The 19,568-nt window shown below is 44.7% G+C and carries 13 protein-coding genes; all 13 read left to right on the top strand.

Translation table 11 applies throughout. The annotated features are described in order from the left end of the window. The first annotated feature begins 42 nt into the window (after positions 1–42). The 13 genes from C4F40_RS21070 to C4F40_RS21010 all read left to right on the top strand — a co-directional run bounded on the left by C4F40_RS21070 (position 43) and on the right by C4F40_RS21010 (position 19,495). Positions 43–3,219, top strand: coding sequence for a SusC/RagA family TonB-linked outer membrane protein (locus C4F40_RS21070; protein ID WP_196941391.1), 3,177 nt, complete (start codon positions 43–45; stop codon positions 3,217–3,219). 26 nt (positions 3,220–3,245) lie between these two features. Then, positions 3,246–4,745: a SusD/RagB family nutrient-binding outer membrane lipoprotein gene (locus C4F40_RS21065; protein ID WP_231390168.1), complete on the top strand. Its 1,500-nt coding sequence runs from the start codon at positions 3,246–3,248 to the stop codon at positions 4,743–4,745. 212 nt (positions 4,746–4,957) lie between these two features. Beyond that, positions 4,958–5,938: a hypothetical protein gene (locus C4F40_RS21060; RefSeq protein ID WP_196941389.1), complete on the top strand. Its 981-nt coding sequence runs from the start codon at positions 4,958–4,960 to the stop codon at positions 5,936–5,938. A gap of 122 nt (positions 5,939–6,060) precedes the next feature. Further along, a complete protein-coding gene (locus C4F40_RS21055; protein ID WP_196941388.1) occupies positions 6,061–7,029 on the top strand; it encodes a hypothetical protein in 969 nt (322 codons plus the stop codon). Between the two features lie 30 nt (positions 7,030–7,059). After that, positions 7,060–8,214, top strand: coding sequence for a hypothetical protein (locus C4F40_RS21050; protein WP_196941387.1), 1,155 nt, complete (start codon positions 7,060–7,062; stop codon positions 8,212–8,214). Between the two features lie 13 nt (positions 8,215–8,227). Then, positions 8,228–9,202, top strand: a complete 975-nt coding sequence (locus C4F40_RS21045; RefSeq protein ID WP_196941386.1) for a hypothetical protein — start codon at positions 8,228–8,230, stop codon at positions 9,200–9,202. Positions 9,203–9,369: 167 nt separating this feature from the next. Beyond that, complete coding sequence (locus tag C4F40_RS21040) at positions 9,370–11,253, top strand: hypothetical protein (protein WP_196941385.1); 1,884 nt, start codon at positions 9,370–9,372, stop codon at positions 11,251–11,253. A gap of 36 nt (positions 11,254–11,289) precedes the next feature. Continuing rightward, a complete protein-coding gene (locus C4F40_RS21035; protein ID WP_196941384.1) occupies positions 11,290–12,105 on the top strand; it encodes a hypothetical protein in 816 nt (271 codons plus the stop codon). 46 nt (positions 12,106–12,151) lie between these two features. Beyond that, a complete protein-coding gene (locus tag C4F40_RS21030; RefSeq protein WP_196941383.1) occupies positions 12,152–13,039 on the top strand; it encodes a hypothetical protein in 888 nt (295 codons plus the stop codon). 232 nt (positions 13,040–13,271) lie between these two features. Further along, positions 13,272–14,654 (top strand): hypothetical protein, encoded by a 1,383-nt coding sequence (locus C4F40_RS21025; RefSeq protein WP_196941382.1) that lies wholly within the window; start codon positions 13,272–13,274, stop codon positions 14,652–14,654. 33 nt (positions 14,655–14,687) lie between these two features. Beyond that, complete coding sequence (locus C4F40_RS21020; RefSeq protein ID WP_196941381.1) at positions 14,688–16,385, top strand: hypothetical protein; 1,698 nt, start codon at positions 14,688–14,690, stop codon at positions 16,383–16,385. A 184-nt stretch (positions 16,386–16,569) separates the two neighbouring features. Then, positions 16,570–18,045 (top strand): hypothetical protein, encoded by a 1,476-nt coding sequence (locus tag C4F40_RS21015; RefSeq protein WP_196941380.1) that lies wholly within the window; start codon positions 16,570–16,572, stop codon positions 18,043–18,045. A 13-nt stretch (positions 18,046–18,058) separates the two neighbouring features. Then, entirely contained in the window at positions 18,059–19,495 is a 1,437-nt protein-coding gene (locus C4F40_RS21010) for a hypothetical protein (RefSeq protein WP_196941379.1), read from the top strand. The last annotated feature ends 73 nt before the right edge of the window (positions 19,496–19,568 follow it).

The following is a 19,568-nucleotide window of genomic DNA, read 5'->3' as shown; positions in this document are numbered from 1 at the left end:
GATTGTTGTTTTTTTTTCCTTTTTAACCCAATTTACTAAAAAATGATGAAGAGAGAATTTACCAAAAAATTATTTATTGCGCTCTGCGTGATGGTTCTGTATTCCGGAGTCTGTGTGCAGGCACAACAGCTTGTTTCCGGTACTGTGTCGGCTGTTTTAGATGGAAAGCCGATAAAAGGTGTTTCTGTGCAGTTGAGGGGTTCCACTAGTTCGACTGTTACAGATGATCAGGGTGCATACCGGATAAGTGTTCCCGAGGGTGTGGGGTCACTTGTTTTTACGTATGTAGGAATGCGCTCTGTTTCTGAACCGGTCAATGGACGATCGGTCATTAATGTCCAGTTGTACGATGAAAATTCGGCATTGCAAGAAGTTGTTGTTACCGCATTCGGTGTGGAACGCGACAAAAAAGCATTAGGTTATTCGACCCAAACTATTCAAGGAAGTGAGTTGACCGAAGCTAGAGAGATCAACGTAGCCAATTCGTTGAAAGGGAAGGTCGCAGGGGTTTTTGTAAGTACACCAGCGACAGGCCCTGGTGGATCTTCTTATGTCAATATAAGGGGGGCTTCGTCCTTTCAGGGAAACAATCAACCTCTGTATGTTATTGATGGGGTTCCTATGGATAATGATAATGTGGGCGCTCCGGCACTCGACAACCCGGTAGGGCAGGGGCGGGATTATGGCGATGGGATCGGCGGTATCAGTCCTGATGATATTGAGAGCATGACCGTGCTCAAGGGACCTAATGGTGCATCGCTTTATGGTGCGCGTGGTGCCAATGGTGTTATATTGATTACCACGAAAAAGGGAAGCGCGGGTGCTAAACCAAAAATAGAGTTTAATTCAAATGCGACGTACGAAGATGCGTTGGTCACACCTAGACGTCAGAATGTGTATGGACCGGGTTGGACAGAGTCATTGGACGTAGCGGGTTGGACACTTAAAACACAAGATGACGGTACCGAATATTATGAGATGGGTACTTCGTTTGACTCGATGTGGGGTCCTAAGATGGAAGGACAGTTAATTTCTGTGCAGTTATGGCCTATGTTGGGTGTCTTCCCGATGAATCCGCAAGGAAGAGATGAAGTGGCGAAGTTCTACAAAACTGGTTCTACGTACACCAATTCGTTAGCGATATCGGGCGGAACAGAGAAACTCCGTTTTCGTGCCTCGGTAAGTGACTTGCGGAATAAGGGGATCTTTCCGAATTCCGAATTCGATCGGCAGACCATTTCTACTGCGGGAGAATACAAAGCGACGTCCAAGTTGACTGTGGAGTCTCGTGTGACGTACACGAAGTCGGGTGGCTATAATCGCCCTGGGTTCGGTTCAAACATAAATACGGTGGGAATGTCACTACAGCGGTATCCGGCTTTCTTGAGCGATGAGATGCTACAGATGTATAAAAATGATCTAGGTATGGCTGAAAACTGGGCGGATGGTCGTCCGTTTAACCCTTATTGGGTGGCCAATGAGTTTATCGCGACCGATTCACGTGACCGTGTGAACGGATACCTAACATTGCGGTACAAATTTACCGACTGGTTGAGTTTACAAGCCAGAGGAGGTACTGATTTCTATGTAGAAAATAGAGATTCCAGGATAGGCGTCAATACACCTACCGGAGGAGAAGGGAACTTGAGGAGAGGACAGGTAAATAATGACCGCTTGCGCATGAATGAACAAAACTTTGATGCGATGTTGACTGCTGACGGGAACTTGTTCGGCAAGTTGTCGGGCTCTGCATCTCTAGGAGCTAGCCGCCGTGACCGCGAACTAACGACGACAACATTGAAAGGTAATCGACTGAATGTTGATCACTGGTATAATATTGTTAATGCGGGCATCGTCGTAGCTACTAATGCTCCCAATAAACGCCGAATGAACTCGGTGTTCTTTACAGGACAATTGGCTTACGACGACTATCTTTTTATGGATATCACCGGTAGGAATGACTGGTCATCGACTTTAGCGGCAGGTCACCGATCGTTTTTCTACCCTTCTGTCAGTACGAGTTTTGTATTTACAGAGGCGTTTAATCTTCCTAGAGATATCTTAAATTTTGGTAAAGTGCGTTTTTCTGTCGCACAGGCGGGTAAAGATACTGCTCCTTATCGTACCATGATCGGTTACACGCAAGCAGGTGTGGGGTATGGCTCTATCAGACAGGCTTTTATTGGCAACAATATTCCAGCTGTAGATCTGAAAAATGAATTGACGACCTCTATTGAAGCGGGTACGGATCTTCAGTTTTTTAATAATCGTTTGGGGATAGATTTTACCTACTACAATGCGGTTGCACGAAATCAGATCATGAATGTCAGTATCCCGTCATCAACCGGTTTTTCTAATAAGCTAATCAATGCCGGATCGATTAAAAACCACGGCTTTGAAGTCATGCTCACTGGGAAAGTGATTCAACAGAAAGATTACGGATGGAATGTCTCGTTGAATTTCTCGCGAAACAGATCAAAAGTGCTGTCTTTGTATCCTGATATTAATTCCCTCAATTTGTTTAGTACTGGTGAAACCGCCATAGAGGCACGTCCAGGAGAGCCTTTTGGTAATATCGTGGGCTACAAATTCAAGCGTAATGAAGCTGGACAAGTAGTGGTCTCTGAGAATGGTACTTGGTTAGCGGAAACAGAGCCTTCGATATTGGGAAATGTTCAGCCGGATTTCTTGGGTGGTCTATCGAATGACTTCTACTATAAGGGCTTCAGTATCGGTGCGTTAATTGATATGAGTTTGGGTGGCGAGGTGTTTTCCATGTCTAAATTTCAGCAATATCAATACGGTACGGCTGTACAGACCGAGAAGGGGGAGAATCTGATTGCCGAGGGCGTTATTGAGCAAGGCGATGGGACGTATGTTCAAAATGATATTGTGATTGGTAGAAGGGCGTATTACGGTGATTTGAATACAAATAAAATCGCGGAGGCTTTTGTTTTGGATGGTTCTTATATTGCTTTTAGAGAGTTGCGTGTTGGATATAACATCGGTCGGCATTTTCCTAAAACTTCTACCCTGAATTCGCTCAAGTTATCCGCAGTTGCTAGGAATCTGTTTTACATCAAACAGAATTCTGAAATGAAAGAAATGGGTATCAATCCGGAAGGAGCGTATGGTCCATTCACTACAGCACAAGGCTATGAAATGACGGGTATTCCTGTCACTAGAACGTTTGGTTTTAACCTGTCATTTTCACTTTAATAATTCCTAATACACAGATCATGAAAATGTATAAATATATAACGAAGTCAGCTCTTGCCATGATCCTTTTGGCGACTAGTTGTACAAAGGGTTTTGATGAGATCAACACGAACCCCCTTCTGTTGCAGCAAAGTTTTGTGAAGACAGAAGATATTTTTACCTATGTGGCCAAGCGATTTTCGTTTGAAATCCATAGTCATCAATATCGTATTTCATCCTACAGCGGATATTATACGAATCCAGCGGGAGGAAATCTATTCTCTAATAATAACTGGGCAAATCCGCACAATAACTTCTACCGTCAATACTACATTAACGCAAGTGAGTTAGTGCGTATGACACGGGACAATCCCGCTAAAAATGATCAAAACGCGATTGCTCGAATTCTGAAAGCGATGATTTTCCAACACTTAACGGATCTCTATGGTGATTTACCCTATTTTCAAGCGGCTCTAGGTGTGAACACGACCATCTTACAGCCTTTTTATGATAAGCAGGAAGACATCTATTATGATTTATTGAAAGAGGTGAAAGAGGCTACTGCAGCGCTGGGGACGGTGCCTGATCAACAATCACTGGGCAACAATGATCTCTACTTTCAAGGAAATATCGATAAGTGGAAAAAATTAGGAAATTCGTTGAGATTGCGCATGGCGATGCGCATTCGTTATGCGTCGCCGCAGGTAGCTGCAGAGCATATCAATGAGGCGACGTACGAGCCACTCATTTTGACGAATTCTGATAATATGTTTGTGAAGACATTGAATGACGGAGTGGAGGAAAATCAAAACTCTTTGTATACAAAGAGTGTCACACTTCCCGGAAATATGCGTGTTTCTTTTACGACTACGGATCTACTCGGGAAGTTGAATGATCCTAGGTTGCCTATCTTTGCTAAGCCAGCAGAATTAACCGGTGACTATTTGGGCTTACCCCTACAGCTACTGGATGAGTCAGGAAGTTACTCGGGAGGTAATATATCGCTGATGTCGGATATGTTTTTGCAGCCCGTGTTTGACATTGTAATGTTAAATGCAGCTGAAGTTAGTTTTCTACGTGCCGAAGCCGCGAATGCAGGGGTCACTAATGAAAATGCACAGACCTATTTTGCGAATGGTATCCGCTTGTCCATGGCCCAGTACGGTGTTCCCGTTAGTGATATCAACGATTATCTGGCATCTCCTGCCGGTACATTGACAGGAACAGAGGAAGAGAAACTAGAGCAGATCATCAATCAGAAGTGGATCGGTAATTATTACAACCATTATGAAAGTTATGCAGAGTTTAGAAGAACGGGTTATCCACGAATTTGGACAGGTGAGTCACTTGGGGTCACCAATGGTGAGATACCAAGGCGCTTGACCTATCCGGACGAAGAGTATCAGCGTAACGAAGCAAATGTGATCGAAGCATCAAACAGAATGCAGGGTGGTAATCTGCTGACTAGCCGAATCTGGTGGGATAAAAAGGCGGGACTACCGTTTCATCATCCTAGGCAGGGGATGCTTCCAACTGAGGGTATTTAATCAGATATGCCCATAACATTAACATGATATAATCATAGCTCTAATACGTTTTGAACTCTGACAACTTGTAAATCGAATATAGATTGCGGCGTAATTGATGCGCCGTAATCTTACCGATAACTATTTATTCTTTCTGAACATCTGGATGGTTAAACCGATAGATAATTGGGAAGGGTGGGCTTGCCATGTTTGTGATTATAATAAAGATTAGAATGAAAAGACGTTATTTATTTACCTCGACGTGGGTTTTACTATGCTTTTTATGCATTAGCTGTGATAAAACCTCAAAGCCAACGGTAGAAGATCACATTGCGGAAGAAATACCGTCAAAGCCTGAAGAACCGAACGCGCCTGCAGAGCCTGAAGAATTAGCGCCTCTAACGGCATCAGATATTATTTTCATGAATAGCTTTGAGGATGGTCACTTGAATGTGTGGGACGACTGGGACGGAAACTTACCCCCAAAAACTACGTTGTTAAAAGATCCTGGACCTTTCAATACACCCGATAATCATGTATTGCGTCTTTTAGTGCCACCGGGACGAGGAAATGCGGATGTAGTCAAAGTATTGCCAAGCCAACATGATAAATTATATGCACGTTGGTATGTCAAGTGGGAAGAAGGGTTTGATTTTAGAGCGGGAAACCATGGCGGAGGGCTGTCTGCTGGACGAAGGGACCTTTTGGGGGTAGCAGGTAATAGACCGGATGGAACAGATAGGGTAGGTGTTGGTTTTGAATATAGCCCAAGTACCAATGGTAAAGCATTTTTGTATACGTACTACAGAGGGATGTATATGGATTGTGTTGACCCGAATGGTACCTGTTGGGCAGATCATTTTCCCTGTTTTTTAGCATCGAGATACTGTACTAATCCAGCACATAAGGAGAAGGTGGACAACCCGACACCGAGGTTAGAGGCAGGTAAGTGGTACTGTGTGGAGTTGTTATTGGATATGGGGACAGCTACGCCAACGATGGAAGGAGCAGATGGTATCATCAGTTTTTGGATTGATGGGATAGAATATGGTCCGTTCGAAAATCTATGGCTCAGAACTACACCAAATTTGAAAGTGAGTTTGTTCAACGCGGCATTATTTCATCATGGAGAACATAGTGATGTGGGCGTATTATACGACCATGTCGTGGTGGCTAAAAAGCGTATCGGACTTGGGAAGGTTGTAGGGGAGTAATGGTGGGTATCTATAACATATCTTGGCGAACTGTAGGTGTTCGAGCATACACGTCCCTTGATGGAGGTATGGTGAAATTTAACGGTAATTTTTAATTGATTTATATAAAAAATAGTACGCAGATGATTAAAAGAAATATTTTATTAAGCCCAGTATTGATTTTACTGTGTTTTGTATGGCTTTGCTGTGATAAGACGGGAAAGCCAGCGGTAGAAGACCCGATAGTGGAAACGCCTCCAACGCCTGAAGAGCCTCCAGAACCTGAAGAGCCGGAGCCGCTAACCGCATCGGATATTATTTTCATGAATAGCTTTGAGGATGGAAACCTGAATGTATGGGACGATTGGGATAAGAACCCAGCACCTGAAAATACATTGCTTCAAGATCCCGGACCGTTTAATACGCCAAATAACCATGTGATGCGCCTTTGGGTGAAGCCAGGAAGAGGGGGAGCAGATGTGGTGAAGGTCTTACCGAGTCCGCATGATAAAGTATATGCACGCTGGTATGCGAAGTGGGAAGAAGGTTTTGATTTCACGGCAAAAAATCACGGTGGAGGATTGCATGCGGGAGATAGAAATCTCATGGGGGTAGCAGGTAGGAGACCGGACGGAGCAGATATGGCGCGCATTGGTTTTGAGTATGATGCCAGGAATGCTAAGGCTTTTTTATACGCCTACTATAGAGGGATGGATATGGATTGCGCCGATCCAAATGGCTCCTGTTGGGGCGATCATCTTCCCTGTTTTTTGAGTGCCAACTATTGTAAAGATCCGGCGCTTCGCGAGAAGCCAGGGAAACCCACACCAAAACTTGAAGCAGGTAAATGGTACTGTATCGAACTATTGATGGATATGGGGACTCCTACGCCTACACAAGAAGGCGCAGATGGCGTGGTTAGCTTTTGGATCGATGGCGTGGAATATGGGCCCTTTGAAAACTTATGGTTGAGGACGGTCCCGAGTTTGAAAATAAGAAACTTTGACGCGTCGCTATTCCATCATGGAGAGCACGGTGATGCGGGTGTTGTGTACGACAATATCGTGATTGCCAAAAAGCGCATTGGAATGAATAAGGTGGTGGGTGAGTAGAAAGGAAATCACTTTGTTATTATAACCATTATGAAAAAGTCAATAGTTATTACCGTCGGTACCTTGCTCACAGCGCTAAGTGTGCTATTCGTGTCTCTTGCTGCTTGCACCAAGACCGATAAGCCGATAGTAGAAACAGAGGTAGAGCAGGGACCACCCCCCACACCTGAACCCGTATTAGAGGGTTTTGTCATTGCTTCTATTTCTGGATCTACTGATCAAGGTGAGACCGTGGTCATTACGGGAAATGGATTTACCACCGAAACCAATGCAACATTTCTTTTTACGGATTTTGAAAACGGTAGCCTTGGAGCTAGCGTGGTGAGCGGTGAATCTGGATTCGCAGGAGATATGCACACCGTTTCTAAAAATTACTTATACGCCAACGAATCTCCGCTGACAGGGACGAAAGCTGCACGTGCAGCACCCGATCAGACCAGTTTTGGAGATATGTACGCTATTTTGCCAGATCTAGAGGAATGCTATGTGGAGTTTTTTTACAGATATAACATTATCGATTATACGGCCACAGATGCTCCTCAAATCAAACATACTCGCCTCACCAGTGGAACTGGTCATACCGACGCACCATTTTTCGGTATCACTATTCAAGGTGGTCAACCTGCTCCTACCATGACTTTTCAGTATGATACGAACACTTGGCCTATGCGCTATAGTCCTTTCCGTATGACGAATGATGGTACTTGGCATCGAGATACCTATTATTGGAAACACTCCACACCGGGGAATGCTGATGGAATGCGATTTCTCCGCACATCTTGGGGTAACCAATGGACGTATAGCGGGAGTAATTTTTTTGCTACTCCAGATGAATGGGCAGAACCGCTTTCTATGACGCGCGGAGCTGGGGTGGTAAATGCAACGTTCAAACGTTTTTATTTTCCCTTTTACCAACGAGCTCAACAGAGTACGATCCTCGACATCAACCATGTATATATCCATAATTCGTTGGAACGTGTTTATCTGAGCACTTCTCCGACAGCGACGGCTTCGATTGATTTCCAGCATGTGACCTGTCCAACGATAAGCCGTACGGCAACGGGCATTACCTTCAAATCCATGATCGGATGTTTGCCTGCCAATGACGCGGTGTACCTCTATGTGGTGAATGCGGATAATGAAATGAATGAAGAAGGGTTCTTGGTCCGAGCGGCATCATTTTAATCATATAACTATTATGAAAAAATCACTAGTTGTCAAAGTTTACAGTGTACTGATCGCTGCTTGTTTGATCGCTGTTTCGCTTTCTGCTTGCGATAAAACCTCAAAACCAACTGTAGAAGATTCCATTGTGGAAGAACCACCTCCGTCGCCTGAAGAGCCGGAGGAGTTGGAGCTCCTAACGACCTCGGATATTATTTTCATGAATAGCTTTGAGGATGGACATCTGAGGGTCTGGGACGATTACGACAGAAATCCAGAACCTGAAAATACGTTGTTAAAAGATCCGGGGCCCTTTAATAAGCCAGATAACCATGTGATGCGTCTTTGGGCGAAGCCGGGAAGAGGTGGGGCAGATGTGGTGAAGGTCTTACCGAGTAAACATGATAAAGTCTATGCACGCTGGTATGCTAAATGGGAAGAAGGATTTGATTTCACAGCAAAGAATCATGGAGGTGGATTATTCGCTGGGGAGAGAAGCCTTATGGGATCATCGGGAATGAGACCGGATGGAACAGACCGTGTGTCGATGGGGTTCGAATATGATCATAGGAATGCTAAACCCTTTTTATACACATATTATAGAGGGATGTACATGGATTGTCGCAATCCTAATGGCGAGTGTTGGGGAGATCATCTTCCTTGTTTCTTAAGCAATAGCTATTGCACCAAACCGGAGTATCGTGAAAAACCTGAAAAACGTACGCCAGAATTGGAGGCAGGTAAGTGGTATTGTATTGAACTGATGCTCGATATGGGAACTCCGACGGCCACGGAGGAAGACGCAGATGGCGTTATTAATTTTTGGATTGATGGCGTCGAATACGGGCCGTTTGAAAATCTATGGTTGAGGACAGCACCTGGTCTGAAAGTAAGCTTGTTTAATGCCAGATTATATCATCACGGAGAACATAGTGACGTGGGTGTTTTATATGACCATATCGTGGTGGCTAAAAAACGTATCGGAATGAATAAGGTGGTGGGTGAGTAGAGAGGAAATTACTTTGTTATTATCAAATAGCGGCCCTTGATGAATTGGAAGGCTGTCTTCGAGATTTAGCTATCCATCGGTGATTATGGGACGGGATATAATACCTGTTTAAAATAGAAAAAGAGAATATATAAAGAGTTAGAGTTGAAAAAATGTCGAAAAGTAAGATGAAGTGGCTTCTATCGGTAGTGCTGATCGCTAAAGGTAGTTTAGGTTTTTTTAATCAAGGGTATGCACAACACACCCAAGATGGGGAAAAGGGCTTGGTATTCGTGGTGAATGCACCGGTCAATGATTTATCAAATTTTGAACGGATCGTGGAGTCGGCAACACCCTTGAAGTCGTTTGGAACGGTTCGGGTCAATATCAGTACACTGGCGGATAAAAGTTTTCATGAGATACCGGAAGAAGGTAGCTCGTGGCATGAGTATGCCTCCAGCAACCCTACGCCGTCCAAATTTTTTCCCGATAAGCTAGTGGCTCCCTTCATACCGGTAGACTTTGTAAAGAAAAATCGGGAATTATTGCTTGCAAAGGCAGCTATTCTACGTAAACACCAAGTAGAGGGGGCATTTTTGGGGTACGAGCCGAATTTTTTGCCAGAAGAATTTTTTGAAGCTCATCCTGCGATGTTGGGACCTCGTGTTGATCACCCCAGGAGAAGTACCCAGAAAGCATTTGCACCGTCCGTTTGTGCAGCCGAGACGCGTAATATGTACTCGCGCATGATGTCAGATATGTTGACTCACGTGCCGGAAATTACCATGTTTGGGTTCAAAACAAACGATGCAGGTGCTGGAATTGACTGGTCAGACTGGCTCTACTCCGGTGCTAATGGCCCGGCTGGATGTCGCGGATACAGTGCAGGTCAACGGATGAAAATGCTGTTGGAGTCCTATCAATCAGGAGCCAGTGCAGCTGGCAAGCCATTGTCTATTTATGTAGATGATAAAAATTCAAATTATTCCGAAGCAGAGAAGCGGGATATCGAACAGCATATGCCTCCGCATTGTTTTTTCTCGGGAGGGGACAAACGTAAGATTTATACCGTGGGGTCTTTGCTGAATACGACTTATCCTGTTCAAGGATTGATTGATCCCGTTGCTGTAGTCAAGCAAGTGTTGGAAATCAAGCAACAACAAGCCGCTACCGTATACCTTAACTTTAGAGCAGCGTATGATCGTGGCTGCGATACTCCTGAGACGATCGCATTGACCATCGGCATCATGGAGGCAGCGCTGAAGGCGAAGGCCAATCAAGACGAGCAAGCGACGCTAGACAGCGTGCTGGATGAAGTAGCCTTGAATTGGGGCGGTACTCAGGACGCATTGTCTCTAAAGCGTGCCTTTACGGCCATGAACGAAGCGTTTGCTTACAAATCCACCACGATACCACGGATCAGTTCGTTGTATTGGGGCGTGACCATGCGCTTGGTCAACCGGCCGTTATTGTTCGATCCTGCATTGATTACCGCAGCGGAGGAATCGTATTTTTTACCGTACGTATTTAGCATATCAAAAGAGGACGCTCGTCACGATTATGTGGACCTGCACGGTGCTCGTGTATTTGTACCGCCCGCGGGTGCATTTGGGTTTGCAGAACGGGCGGATCGTGTCGCCCATACTTTTGAAGGAGTGGGTAGTCAGGCCGCTCAGAAGACGTATCTGAACAACATGGCATTAGGCTTACGTATTTATGCTAAGATCTTGGAAAGCTGTGCGAATTTTATCTACGCACAGGAGATCCGCGATCGGGCAGCAGACGTCTTGAACGGTTCCGAGGTCGTCATTGGTAAAGTAGCGACATGGGAAGGGCATCCGGATTATATCCGCTTCAATGAAATCATGCGTAACGAATATGATAATGCGTTGGGATTGATCCAGCTGATGGAAAAAGGGGGAGAACAATTGGTGATCAAGGCGCGTCATCAAGGCTATGAGGATTCTTTTTTATTAGGCCCTGATTTCACCGAGCAGTTAAAGACCAAGCGAAAAATCATGTGGAAACATTGGCAGGATATAGAAAATTATCTGGCATCTCCCTTAAAGTAATTACTACAGATCATTATAAACAATAAAATAGTCACTATGAAGGTACTAAGAGGTGTTTTATTCGGAATAGGCATATTTCTGCTATTGCTCAATACCGTTGGGTTGTCCAAGTCCATGCGGAACGAAGAACTCTACACATTAGAGCACGAAATCAGAAATCGGAAGAATGATGTGGTCATTCGGTACCCGGATATCAAAAAGCAACTGGTCCGTCAGGAAGGCGAATCGGAGCAAGATTTCTCCATTAGGGTGAACAGTTTGGTTCACGATGGTTTTTCGCACTATTGGAAAAAGGAAGGGATCGATCGCTTCCATATGCGGGTGCCGGCGTGGGAAAATTATTTGCTGTATATGGCTTCCTTCGTCAATCCTAAGAAATACGAACGGTATGAGTTTTCAGATTATAAGAAAAATTTAGAACGAGGGGTCGGTCTTTGCTCTAGTCACTCTACCGTGGTAAAAGGGGTGCTAAATGACCATGGTATCAAAGCAGAGTTGTTGGATGTAGGAGGACGGCACGTGGTTGTTCGGGCGGAATATGCCGATCGTTCCGCTTATGTTTTGGATCCGGATTACGGTGTATATACACCCCATGATACCGCTGCGATCACGACCAATCCAGAGCTCGTGAGGGCATCTTATCAGGATATGGCTGATCTGTATTACGAAGATGCGGTAGATCCGTATACGACAGATTTTCTCGTCGATATTTTTGGGAGGCCTAAGCATACGTATTCCGTGAATAATAAGTTTGAGCCCATTTCTTATGTAGCAATTTGGGTCATCCCGTTTTTATTGATGTTGCCATGGGGGATATCCCGTAGAAGAGAAGGAAACCGTGTAACAGGATAGGTTTATGAACGTTTTTGTTATTTTTTTATTTATTAAATTTTAAATTATGTCTACTAGAAAGTTGATTACAAAATGTATGGCTATGGCCATTGGTGGGTTAGCACTTGGTTTTGCTAGCTGTAGTAAAGATGGTGGTGACGACGTCATCATTCCAGAAGCTCCTAAAATTACAGTGGAAGCCACAGGTCTAGCCGTAACGGATGGGATTATCAGTGTGGCTATTTACCAAGATTCGACAATTGCCTTGAAGTATTCTGTTGAGGCAGCTGGTAAAATCAAAAAATTGGACCAAACCCTTGACGGTGTTTTAGAAACGGTTGCCGACGCGAACGCCAAGACCTCCTTTTCAAAGGATATCGCTCTTGACATTCCTCTTGAGGATAAGAGTTATGTGCTAAAAGTGGAAGTGACCGATGAGAACGGTAAGTCGACAGCTTCAACGGTAACGATTCGCGTTCGTGCCATTATTCCTCCGTCTGTTCCATTAACGACCGTGACGACGGTTGAAATGGGTGGGATAAGTGGTAGTAAGAATAGCCGCTGGGATTTGGATATACCAGAGGGGTATGGTGGTTTATCGATGCGGTGTACACCAAATAGTGCAGGAAATATAGGTGTTAACTGCGGCAAAGCACCTTTTATGGATAGTTTCTATACGAACAATTCACTTAATAATACAGATACGGAGCAAGATCGGTTCGCAAACACGGGCGCAAGATTCTTGGTGACTAACTTTACGAAAGCAGAGTTTGATGCGATGAGGAATGACTTGCCTTTGCAAAAATTGGTGATCAATCAAACTAAAGTGGAAGAATTAGAGGTAGGTCAAGTCATCGCTTTCAAAACAAATGAGGGGAAGATTGGGGTGTTGTATTTTGAGAGTCTTGCTTCAGGTGTGGATGATGCTACTTTTCTTTTGAAGATCCAACAGTAGAGATCTGCACTTGGGGTAAATCGAGTAGTTCTAAACGCAACGATTCAAACGAAATAAGAACGGTTTGAGTCCATCACGAAAATGGGCCCTCAATATCATGCGTAGGGCCCATTTTCTACTACGAGCGTTAAATTCTAATAATCCTAATTCAAAAGAGGAGCCGATAGACCTTCATCATTCCGCTGATCCTGCCAAAGATACTCTTCTGACCAATAAATAAATTTATAATTTTATGAAAAATTTCACGTACCTAGTTGCCATCATCGGTTTGTTACTGGCAACTTTTGTGAGCTGTAAAGAAAAGGATGTACTCGATAGAAAAGGAGAGATACCTTCTTTTGCGGTTACATCACAAGGGCTTACGATAGCAGACGGCGCTATTCAAGTTCCCGTCACACAAGCAACAACGATCACGATCGATTATACTGTGACCACCTCGTCAGCGATCCTGCAATTCGTTCAAACGGTGAATGGCATTGAAAAATTAGTTTCTGAAGCGAGTGGTAAAGAGAAATTTGCCGGAGCACTAACAATAGATGTTCCCTACGAAAACAAGGTTATCGCATTAAAATTTTATGCAAAGGATAAACATGGTCAAGAAGTATTCCATGCATTATCTATCGAGGTTAACGTACAGGAGGGATCCTCATTTAGCGGTGAAAGCGGGGGGATAAGTTGGGAGGCGGATGAACTTTCTGACGGGAGCATTTTAACCTTATCCGATGCCGAATCGAGGTTCGGAATCAAGTTGAATCCGTTGCCCATGTATTTCTTTGATTTTTCAGCGGGATCGGCTGCACCCCATGCTGTTTATAGTCGGAAAAATGGGGTCGGTACGATCATACAAACGGTGGGGGCCACGTCAACGGAACAGATCCCTCCCGGTAAAGCCCAATCGTGGAAAGCTCCCCTTAAGGACTTAACGTATGGTTCCAGTGTGGTCAAAATTAAGGATACGGATTTTGCACCAGGCGTCAGCATATTCGTACGAAGGTATTGGACACATGATGGAAATACAGAAGGACATGATCGGCTCAATAGATTTAATCACAAACTATGTCGGCTGAGCCCTAACAATGGGATCAATCCATATTACCAATACGATCGCCTATTGATGGAGCAAGCACCGACGAATTTTGCGAAATATTGGAATGGTGCAACCTTTCATACCCCTTTTGTCAGGACCTGGGTACTTGACGAGGTGAGGTACGTCGCTTCAAGTGCAATCGATGTCGAAGATGCGAGCATTCACTTGCGCAGGAACGGCGCTTTTGTTAGCGCGCTTGTTAACTCCACTTCTCATACGACTGCAAAACCGGGACGATGGGAGTCTTTAGCAATTGATCAGGTGGTTAACCTGTCCGAAGTTCCTGCAGGTTTTGCGGTTTATTACGACATGCTGGCCGTGGATGATTCGGAACAACGTGTTATGTTGACCAACAATGCAGACCTGTCATTGGCCACCGAAAAAGAATATCTGCCTGCCACCGTATGGGTGGACAATGAGATACAGGTTTATCTTCGACAAGGTACCTTCACCTCCATTCAGGGAAAATATGTATGTATTCAGGGTGTAGACGGGAATCAGATCGGCGTAGGGATACAGATGCAGTAATAAATCGAAATATATCCAATAACAAACTGTGAAATGAAAAATTTCAAAACATTATTTACCATAGCCACCTGCTTACTGTTCGTTGTAGTCAGCTGTAAAAAAAAGGAGTCTATTGACGATAAAAAGGGCGAAATGCCCGCTATCGCTGTTGCGGTACCAGGACATACGCTATCAGAGGGGATCATACATTTTCCAGTTTCTAAGGAAACAACCATAGCGATCGATTATTCGGTGACAACATCATCGACGATTAAGCAGTTGGTTCAGTCCGTCGATGGTATCCAGCAGAAGATCGACAATGCTGTTGGGGCGGAAGGTTATGCAGGCCAGATGATCGTAGATATTCCATGGGAAAAGAAAACGATCGCTGTGAAATTGCAGGCGACAGATGCTCATGATCAAGTGAGTACCCAAGAATTTTCAATTTTAGTGGAAAAATCGGTAAATCGAACAGAAGGTGGGACATCTTCCTTTGCATTTTCCTTTGAAAATCTTCATCAAGATGCGGAAATGACAGTGACCAGTGATGGAAGTGGCGGATTTACGTTTGGTCCAAAATTACAGGCCGCTCCCGTATTGTTGGATGAGGTAGATGTGGTCTATGAAAATGGCGTACGCAATATGGTTCGGGAGAATCACGTACAGGGACAAGTGATCGATATTGTCAAAGATAATAAGGATGAGGTATATACTGGACGTGGTGGAAGTGGGGCTTCTTATTTCGAAACACAAGCACATTTAAGGGTGGCCGGCAGACCAGTGTTTTATATGCCCGGGGCGTCGAATACGTTCCATCAGCCTTCTGCAGCATTAGAAAGTCCCTATCCTACAGAGGGTAATAAAACAATATATGTCGGGTGGTATGTCAAATCTAAATATGATGCACGATTGTATAACCGATACATACGGGACATTAACGGGGTTGAATTGAATGGATCGTCGAGTTTTATCGGTCCTAAACCCGGAGAACGTTATGGGGAGACAGTTACCGGAAACGGAATATCAGGACGCATCACAGGAATAAGCGATCAAGGAATATCTTTTGAAATGATTCGTAATCCGAAGGCGCCGGAAATAGGTTCTACGGGTTTTGGAAACAACGTGGTGGTCACTGGAGAAACATCTAGTGCTACGTTCACGACCAATACCAAAGGCGGGGAGAGCACGTTCCGAAACGAAGGATCTAACAAATGGATACGGGTGTGGAGCAACGTGGGGAATGACCCTGTCGTACGTATTTCCTGGACCCAGAGTCTGATGACACATCCTGATGGCGTCGAAGAATATGATGGTAGCTATTGGGGGACCACCAGCACGCAAATGGTAGAGCGTTGGGCCTTTATGGAGCTATTATTAACGCCTGATCGCTTAACGGCAAAAGTGGATGGAAAAATAATACACGATGCAGACGCTTCGCGGTTGATACTGCCACATGGTCAGAAAGTTAATATTGGAATGATCGGATTCAATGGCAACGATGCACGGACACAGATTACCCAAGAAACCCATATTAGTGATATTTATATGGATCATTCGATAAAGCGATTCTACCTCGCTAATGCTCCCACCATAGAAGCTGCGACCAAAGTGGAATTGCAACGACCAATACTATGGGAGGATAAACGTGTGAACATAAAAGTGAGACTAGGCACTCTTGATCCTGCCTCGGAGAAGATCTACCTTATCTATTCGGATGACATCAATGAAACAGCTGCAGTCGCTATTAATTAAAATATAAATGCAACATTTCACTCAATGATGGTCGCTCTGCTCGTAACTTGAAAAGGCTACTATAGATACAGAAGGCACAGACTGCAAGACGATTGGATAGAGCAAGGGATAAAATGTACGCTGATCAGCTTTCCGACGATGGGAGTGAAACTATAACATGAGTTAGAACCATAATTATGATAACATGAAAAAACTAATGAATGTAATTATTGCGCTCGCACTACTAATAAGTAGTGTAGGTTGTAAGGATAAGAAGAACGGGATGGAGCCAGAGGCACCCGTCATCGATATCACTGCCTCGGGGTTCACTTTTGCTAACGACGCTGTTCATCTGTCTGTTCTAGCAGATTCGACCCTGGTCTTCGATTATGCGATTACAGCTAAGGCGAAGATTCAACAGCTCACACAAGTCATAGATAGCCATGAAACAACCCTTGTAGAAGGAAAGGGACTGGATAAATATCAAGGTCAATTGAAAGTCGATATCCCTGCAGAAGATAATACTATCTCCGTAAAGCTTGAGGTGATGGATGCAGGTAACCGTGTGGAGACGAAATCGTTTTCAATAGTTGTTAAGAAAAGGACAATTGTCGTAGAAGAGACTTCTGTATCCGGAGGTACTGCTGAGCTTTCTTGGAATGCGCCAGCTGGCTTAGGCGATCAGAAATTGATCGTACTTACCAGTAACACGCATACGCTGACGCCACCTGACAAATCCATCTGGTTGGGGTTTGGCGAAGGCTGGTTGTACGAGGAAAGCGAGGGTACTGCGTTTCCTACTACGATTGTTTCGGGTAGTGAGCAATGGGTGATTGAGGGTAATAATTTGCGTTTTGTTCACATCGATGAACAAGGATATCGTTGGGCACGAAGTGTATTAAAGCCAGGTGGAGCAGCCAATCCATCAGGGGCTGGTTCCATCAACTGGGATACCGGCTCTATTATAGGACCGGGAGAGTCCACGTTTATGTATTCGGTATCCCGTTGTTTAGCTGGCATAAATCCCGGGGCTACGTATCAGTGGAAGCAAGATCGTATTCGTGCTGCTTCAAATCTCAATGGAAGTAGTTCGAATTCGGCCTATATCACCGAGACAACAACAGGGGGGACGGGCCCTAGAATGCAATCATATAGAGGCGATGGTGCTAAAAGTACGAGTACCCCTACGCCTCGGCATCAAGGGCTTGTCCACCGTTTTGGTTGGTTGTGGAAGCAGAATACGCCCGATCTGGAGGACGGCTTAGCAAAAACTTTCCTGCTGGATGACGATCGTCCTTCTATGGTAATACACATCCCAAAGAACTCTAGCAATCAGGTGCAGAATGACGTGGTGAAGTCGGCATTTCCGGAACGCTCGAGGTGGGTGTTATGGCAAGATTATATAGGCAATAACGATGACGCATCCAAAGCAGCTGACATCGAGATCCTACGGACTGACATGTATGTACAGCGCGGTGGTGTGCTGCTATTTTTAGCAGACGGAACAACGCCGGAGACTACCTCTATAGCTGTCCCTTTGCGATATGTCAGTAGCGACGACGTGACCAACACGATTACTTTAAAGATGTGGAGCCAAGGAGAGATCTCTTTTGAGGCTTCCAGTATCTTGCTTTTTGATGCTGATCTCAACTTTTTGAAAGGAGTGAGTCTTAACCCATAAAATCATCATAGGTATGAAAAATTTCAAGATAATAGGTGTAATAACAATAACCAGCTTTTTACTGATCGCTTTTGTGGGCTGTAAAGAAAAGGTCGACATTCTCGATAAAAAAGGCGATATCCCCTCCATCGCTGTTACTTCGCAAGGGCAGACGATAGCTGACGGTGTGATTAATTTTCCGGTGATGAAAGAGACCCCGATCACGATCGATTATACCGTGACAACCTCATCGAAGATCAAACAATTTGTTCAGTCCTTGGATGGTGTGCAGCAACAGGTTGCTGCTGCTGTTGGGCTGAAAGAATACACTGGGCAATTGGTGGTCAATGCGCCTTATGCGGATAAAATAATATATGTACAATTGGAAGCGACCGATTTGGATCTTCAAACGACCAAAGAAGTCCTTTCTATTGTTGTCACTGCATCCGGTGAATTTGTGATCAATGGTGATGTGCAGGTTGTAGGTAGCGTAAATCAGGGGGAGGAGCTCATTATTTCAGGAAGTGGATTTGGTTCCGGACCGAATGTTATCATCTATGATGATTTTGAAGGGGGGGCGCACAATGATCCTATCCCGTTGACTTCGCCTTTGATCGGTGCTTGGAGTGAAAAATCTACAAACTATGTCGCCCGATACTATGATTATGCCTATTCCGGCAATACTTCGTACTCCATGCAGGATGAGTTGGCAACGGCAGGTCTATACGGTGGAAAACGCACAGCGTTGAATGTGCGTTTTGACGATACACAGGAAGTTTTCCTTTCCTATCAAGTTACTGTACCTCCTGGGAAAAACTTTCCGGGGGCTCCTTCTAGGGATCAATGGGGATCAGCGAGTCATTGGAAGCTGACGTGGCTGATGGATGGGAACAATGGCTTCCAGGATGAAAAGGCTGATTTGTGCATACCTACCAACGGCCAAGCTAAAGCACTTCAGATTGGGGGAAACACAGATAATATCGGGTGGCTTGCAAGCTTGGACGACCTCTTTGATATGGATGGATTCAATAGAATGACTGCATGGCTCAGAGCGGATCCGGTCAATTTTCAAACGCAAGGTTACACGTGGGCGCAATGGCTGAGTGCCAAGACGGTGACACCTTGGACACGTGAACATCATAAAGCTGTTTTTAATGGAGGCCCCGCCTCAGAAAAATGGAACCAATTGAATGTACCAGGTTGGTTTGGGAACAGTCTCGTGAATCCGGGTGGGGTTTACGATGATGTTTACTTAGCTACGGGACCGGATGCTCCCGCACGGGTAGAGGTCGGGGATGCGCCTGTATATACAAACTGCACGGCCTTAAGCATTATGCCTTCCACTTCGTGGACCGATTCGCAAATTAAGGTAATCGTCAAGGCAAAAGGACAAGAGACGATCTCCCAGCAGTACCTTTTTATATTTGATGGTAATAATGCACTGATTGAGGAGGGGATTGCTATTCCCTAAAAGAAAAGGAGGCTGTATCATAAGTCATAAAATCCGTCATTCCGATTGAAGCGTAGCGGAATAGAGGAATCTA

Origin of the sequence: Sphingobacterium pedocola (genome assembly GCF_015209965.1) — a bacterium.
Classification (GTDB): Bacteria; Bacteroidota; Bacteroidia; order Sphingobacteriales; family Sphingobacteriaceae; genus Sphingobacterium; species Sphingobacterium pedocola.
This window is presented reverse-complemented; position numbering and strand designations above follow the sequence as displayed.

What these genes read in the sequence shown, in the direction of transcription:
- C4F40_RS21070 (WP_196941391.1), top strand. Translation starts at nt 43, where the DNA reads ATGATGAAGAGAGAATTTACCAAAAAATTATTTATTGCGCTCTGCGTG.
- C4F40_RS21065 (WP_231390168.1), top strand. Translation starts at nt 3,246, where the DNA reads ATGTATAAATATATAACGAAGTCAGCTCTTGCCATGATCCTTTTGGCG.
- C4F40_RS21060 (WP_196941389.1), top strand. Translation starts at nt 4,958, where the DNA reads ATGAAAAGACGTTATTTATTTACCTCGACGTGGGTTTTACTATGCTTT.
- C4F40_RS21055 (WP_196941388.1), top strand. Translation starts at nt 6,061, where the DNA reads ATGATTAAAAGAAATATTTTATTAAGCCCAGTATTGATTTTACTGTGT.
- C4F40_RS21050 (WP_196941387.1), top strand. Translation starts at nt 7,060, where the DNA reads ATGAAAAAGTCAATAGTTATTACCGTCGGTACCTTGCTCACAGCGCTA.
- C4F40_RS21045 (WP_196941386.1), top strand. Translation starts at nt 8,228, where the DNA reads ATGAAAAAATCACTAGTTGTCAAAGTTTACAGTGTACTGATCGCTGCT.
- C4F40_RS21040 (WP_196941385.1), top strand. Translation starts at nt 9,370, where the DNA reads ATGAAGTGGCTTCTATCGGTAGTGCTGATCGCTAAAGGTAGTTTAGGT.
- C4F40_RS21035 (WP_196941384.1), top strand. Translation starts at nt 11,290, where the DNA reads ATGAAGGTACTAAGAGGTGTTTTATTCGGAATAGGCATATTTCTGCTA.
- C4F40_RS21030 (WP_196941383.1), top strand. Translation starts at nt 12,152, where the DNA reads ATGTCTACTAGAAAGTTGATTACAAAATGTATGGCTATGGCCATTGGT.
- C4F40_RS21025 (WP_196941382.1), top strand. Translation starts at nt 13,272, where the DNA reads ATGAAAAATTTCACGTACCTAGTTGCCATCATCGGTTTGTTACTGGCA.
- C4F40_RS21020 (WP_196941381.1), top strand. Translation starts at nt 14,688, where the DNA reads ATGAAAAATTTCAAAACATTATTTACCATAGCCACCTGCTTACTGTTC.
- C4F40_RS21015 (WP_196941380.1), top strand. Translation starts at nt 16,570, where the DNA reads ATGAAAAAACTAATGAATGTAATTATTGCGCTCGCACTACTAATAAGT.
- C4F40_RS21010 (WP_196941379.1), top strand. Translation starts at nt 18,059, where the DNA reads ATGAAAAATTTCAAGATAATAGGTGTAATAACAATAACCAGCTTTTTA.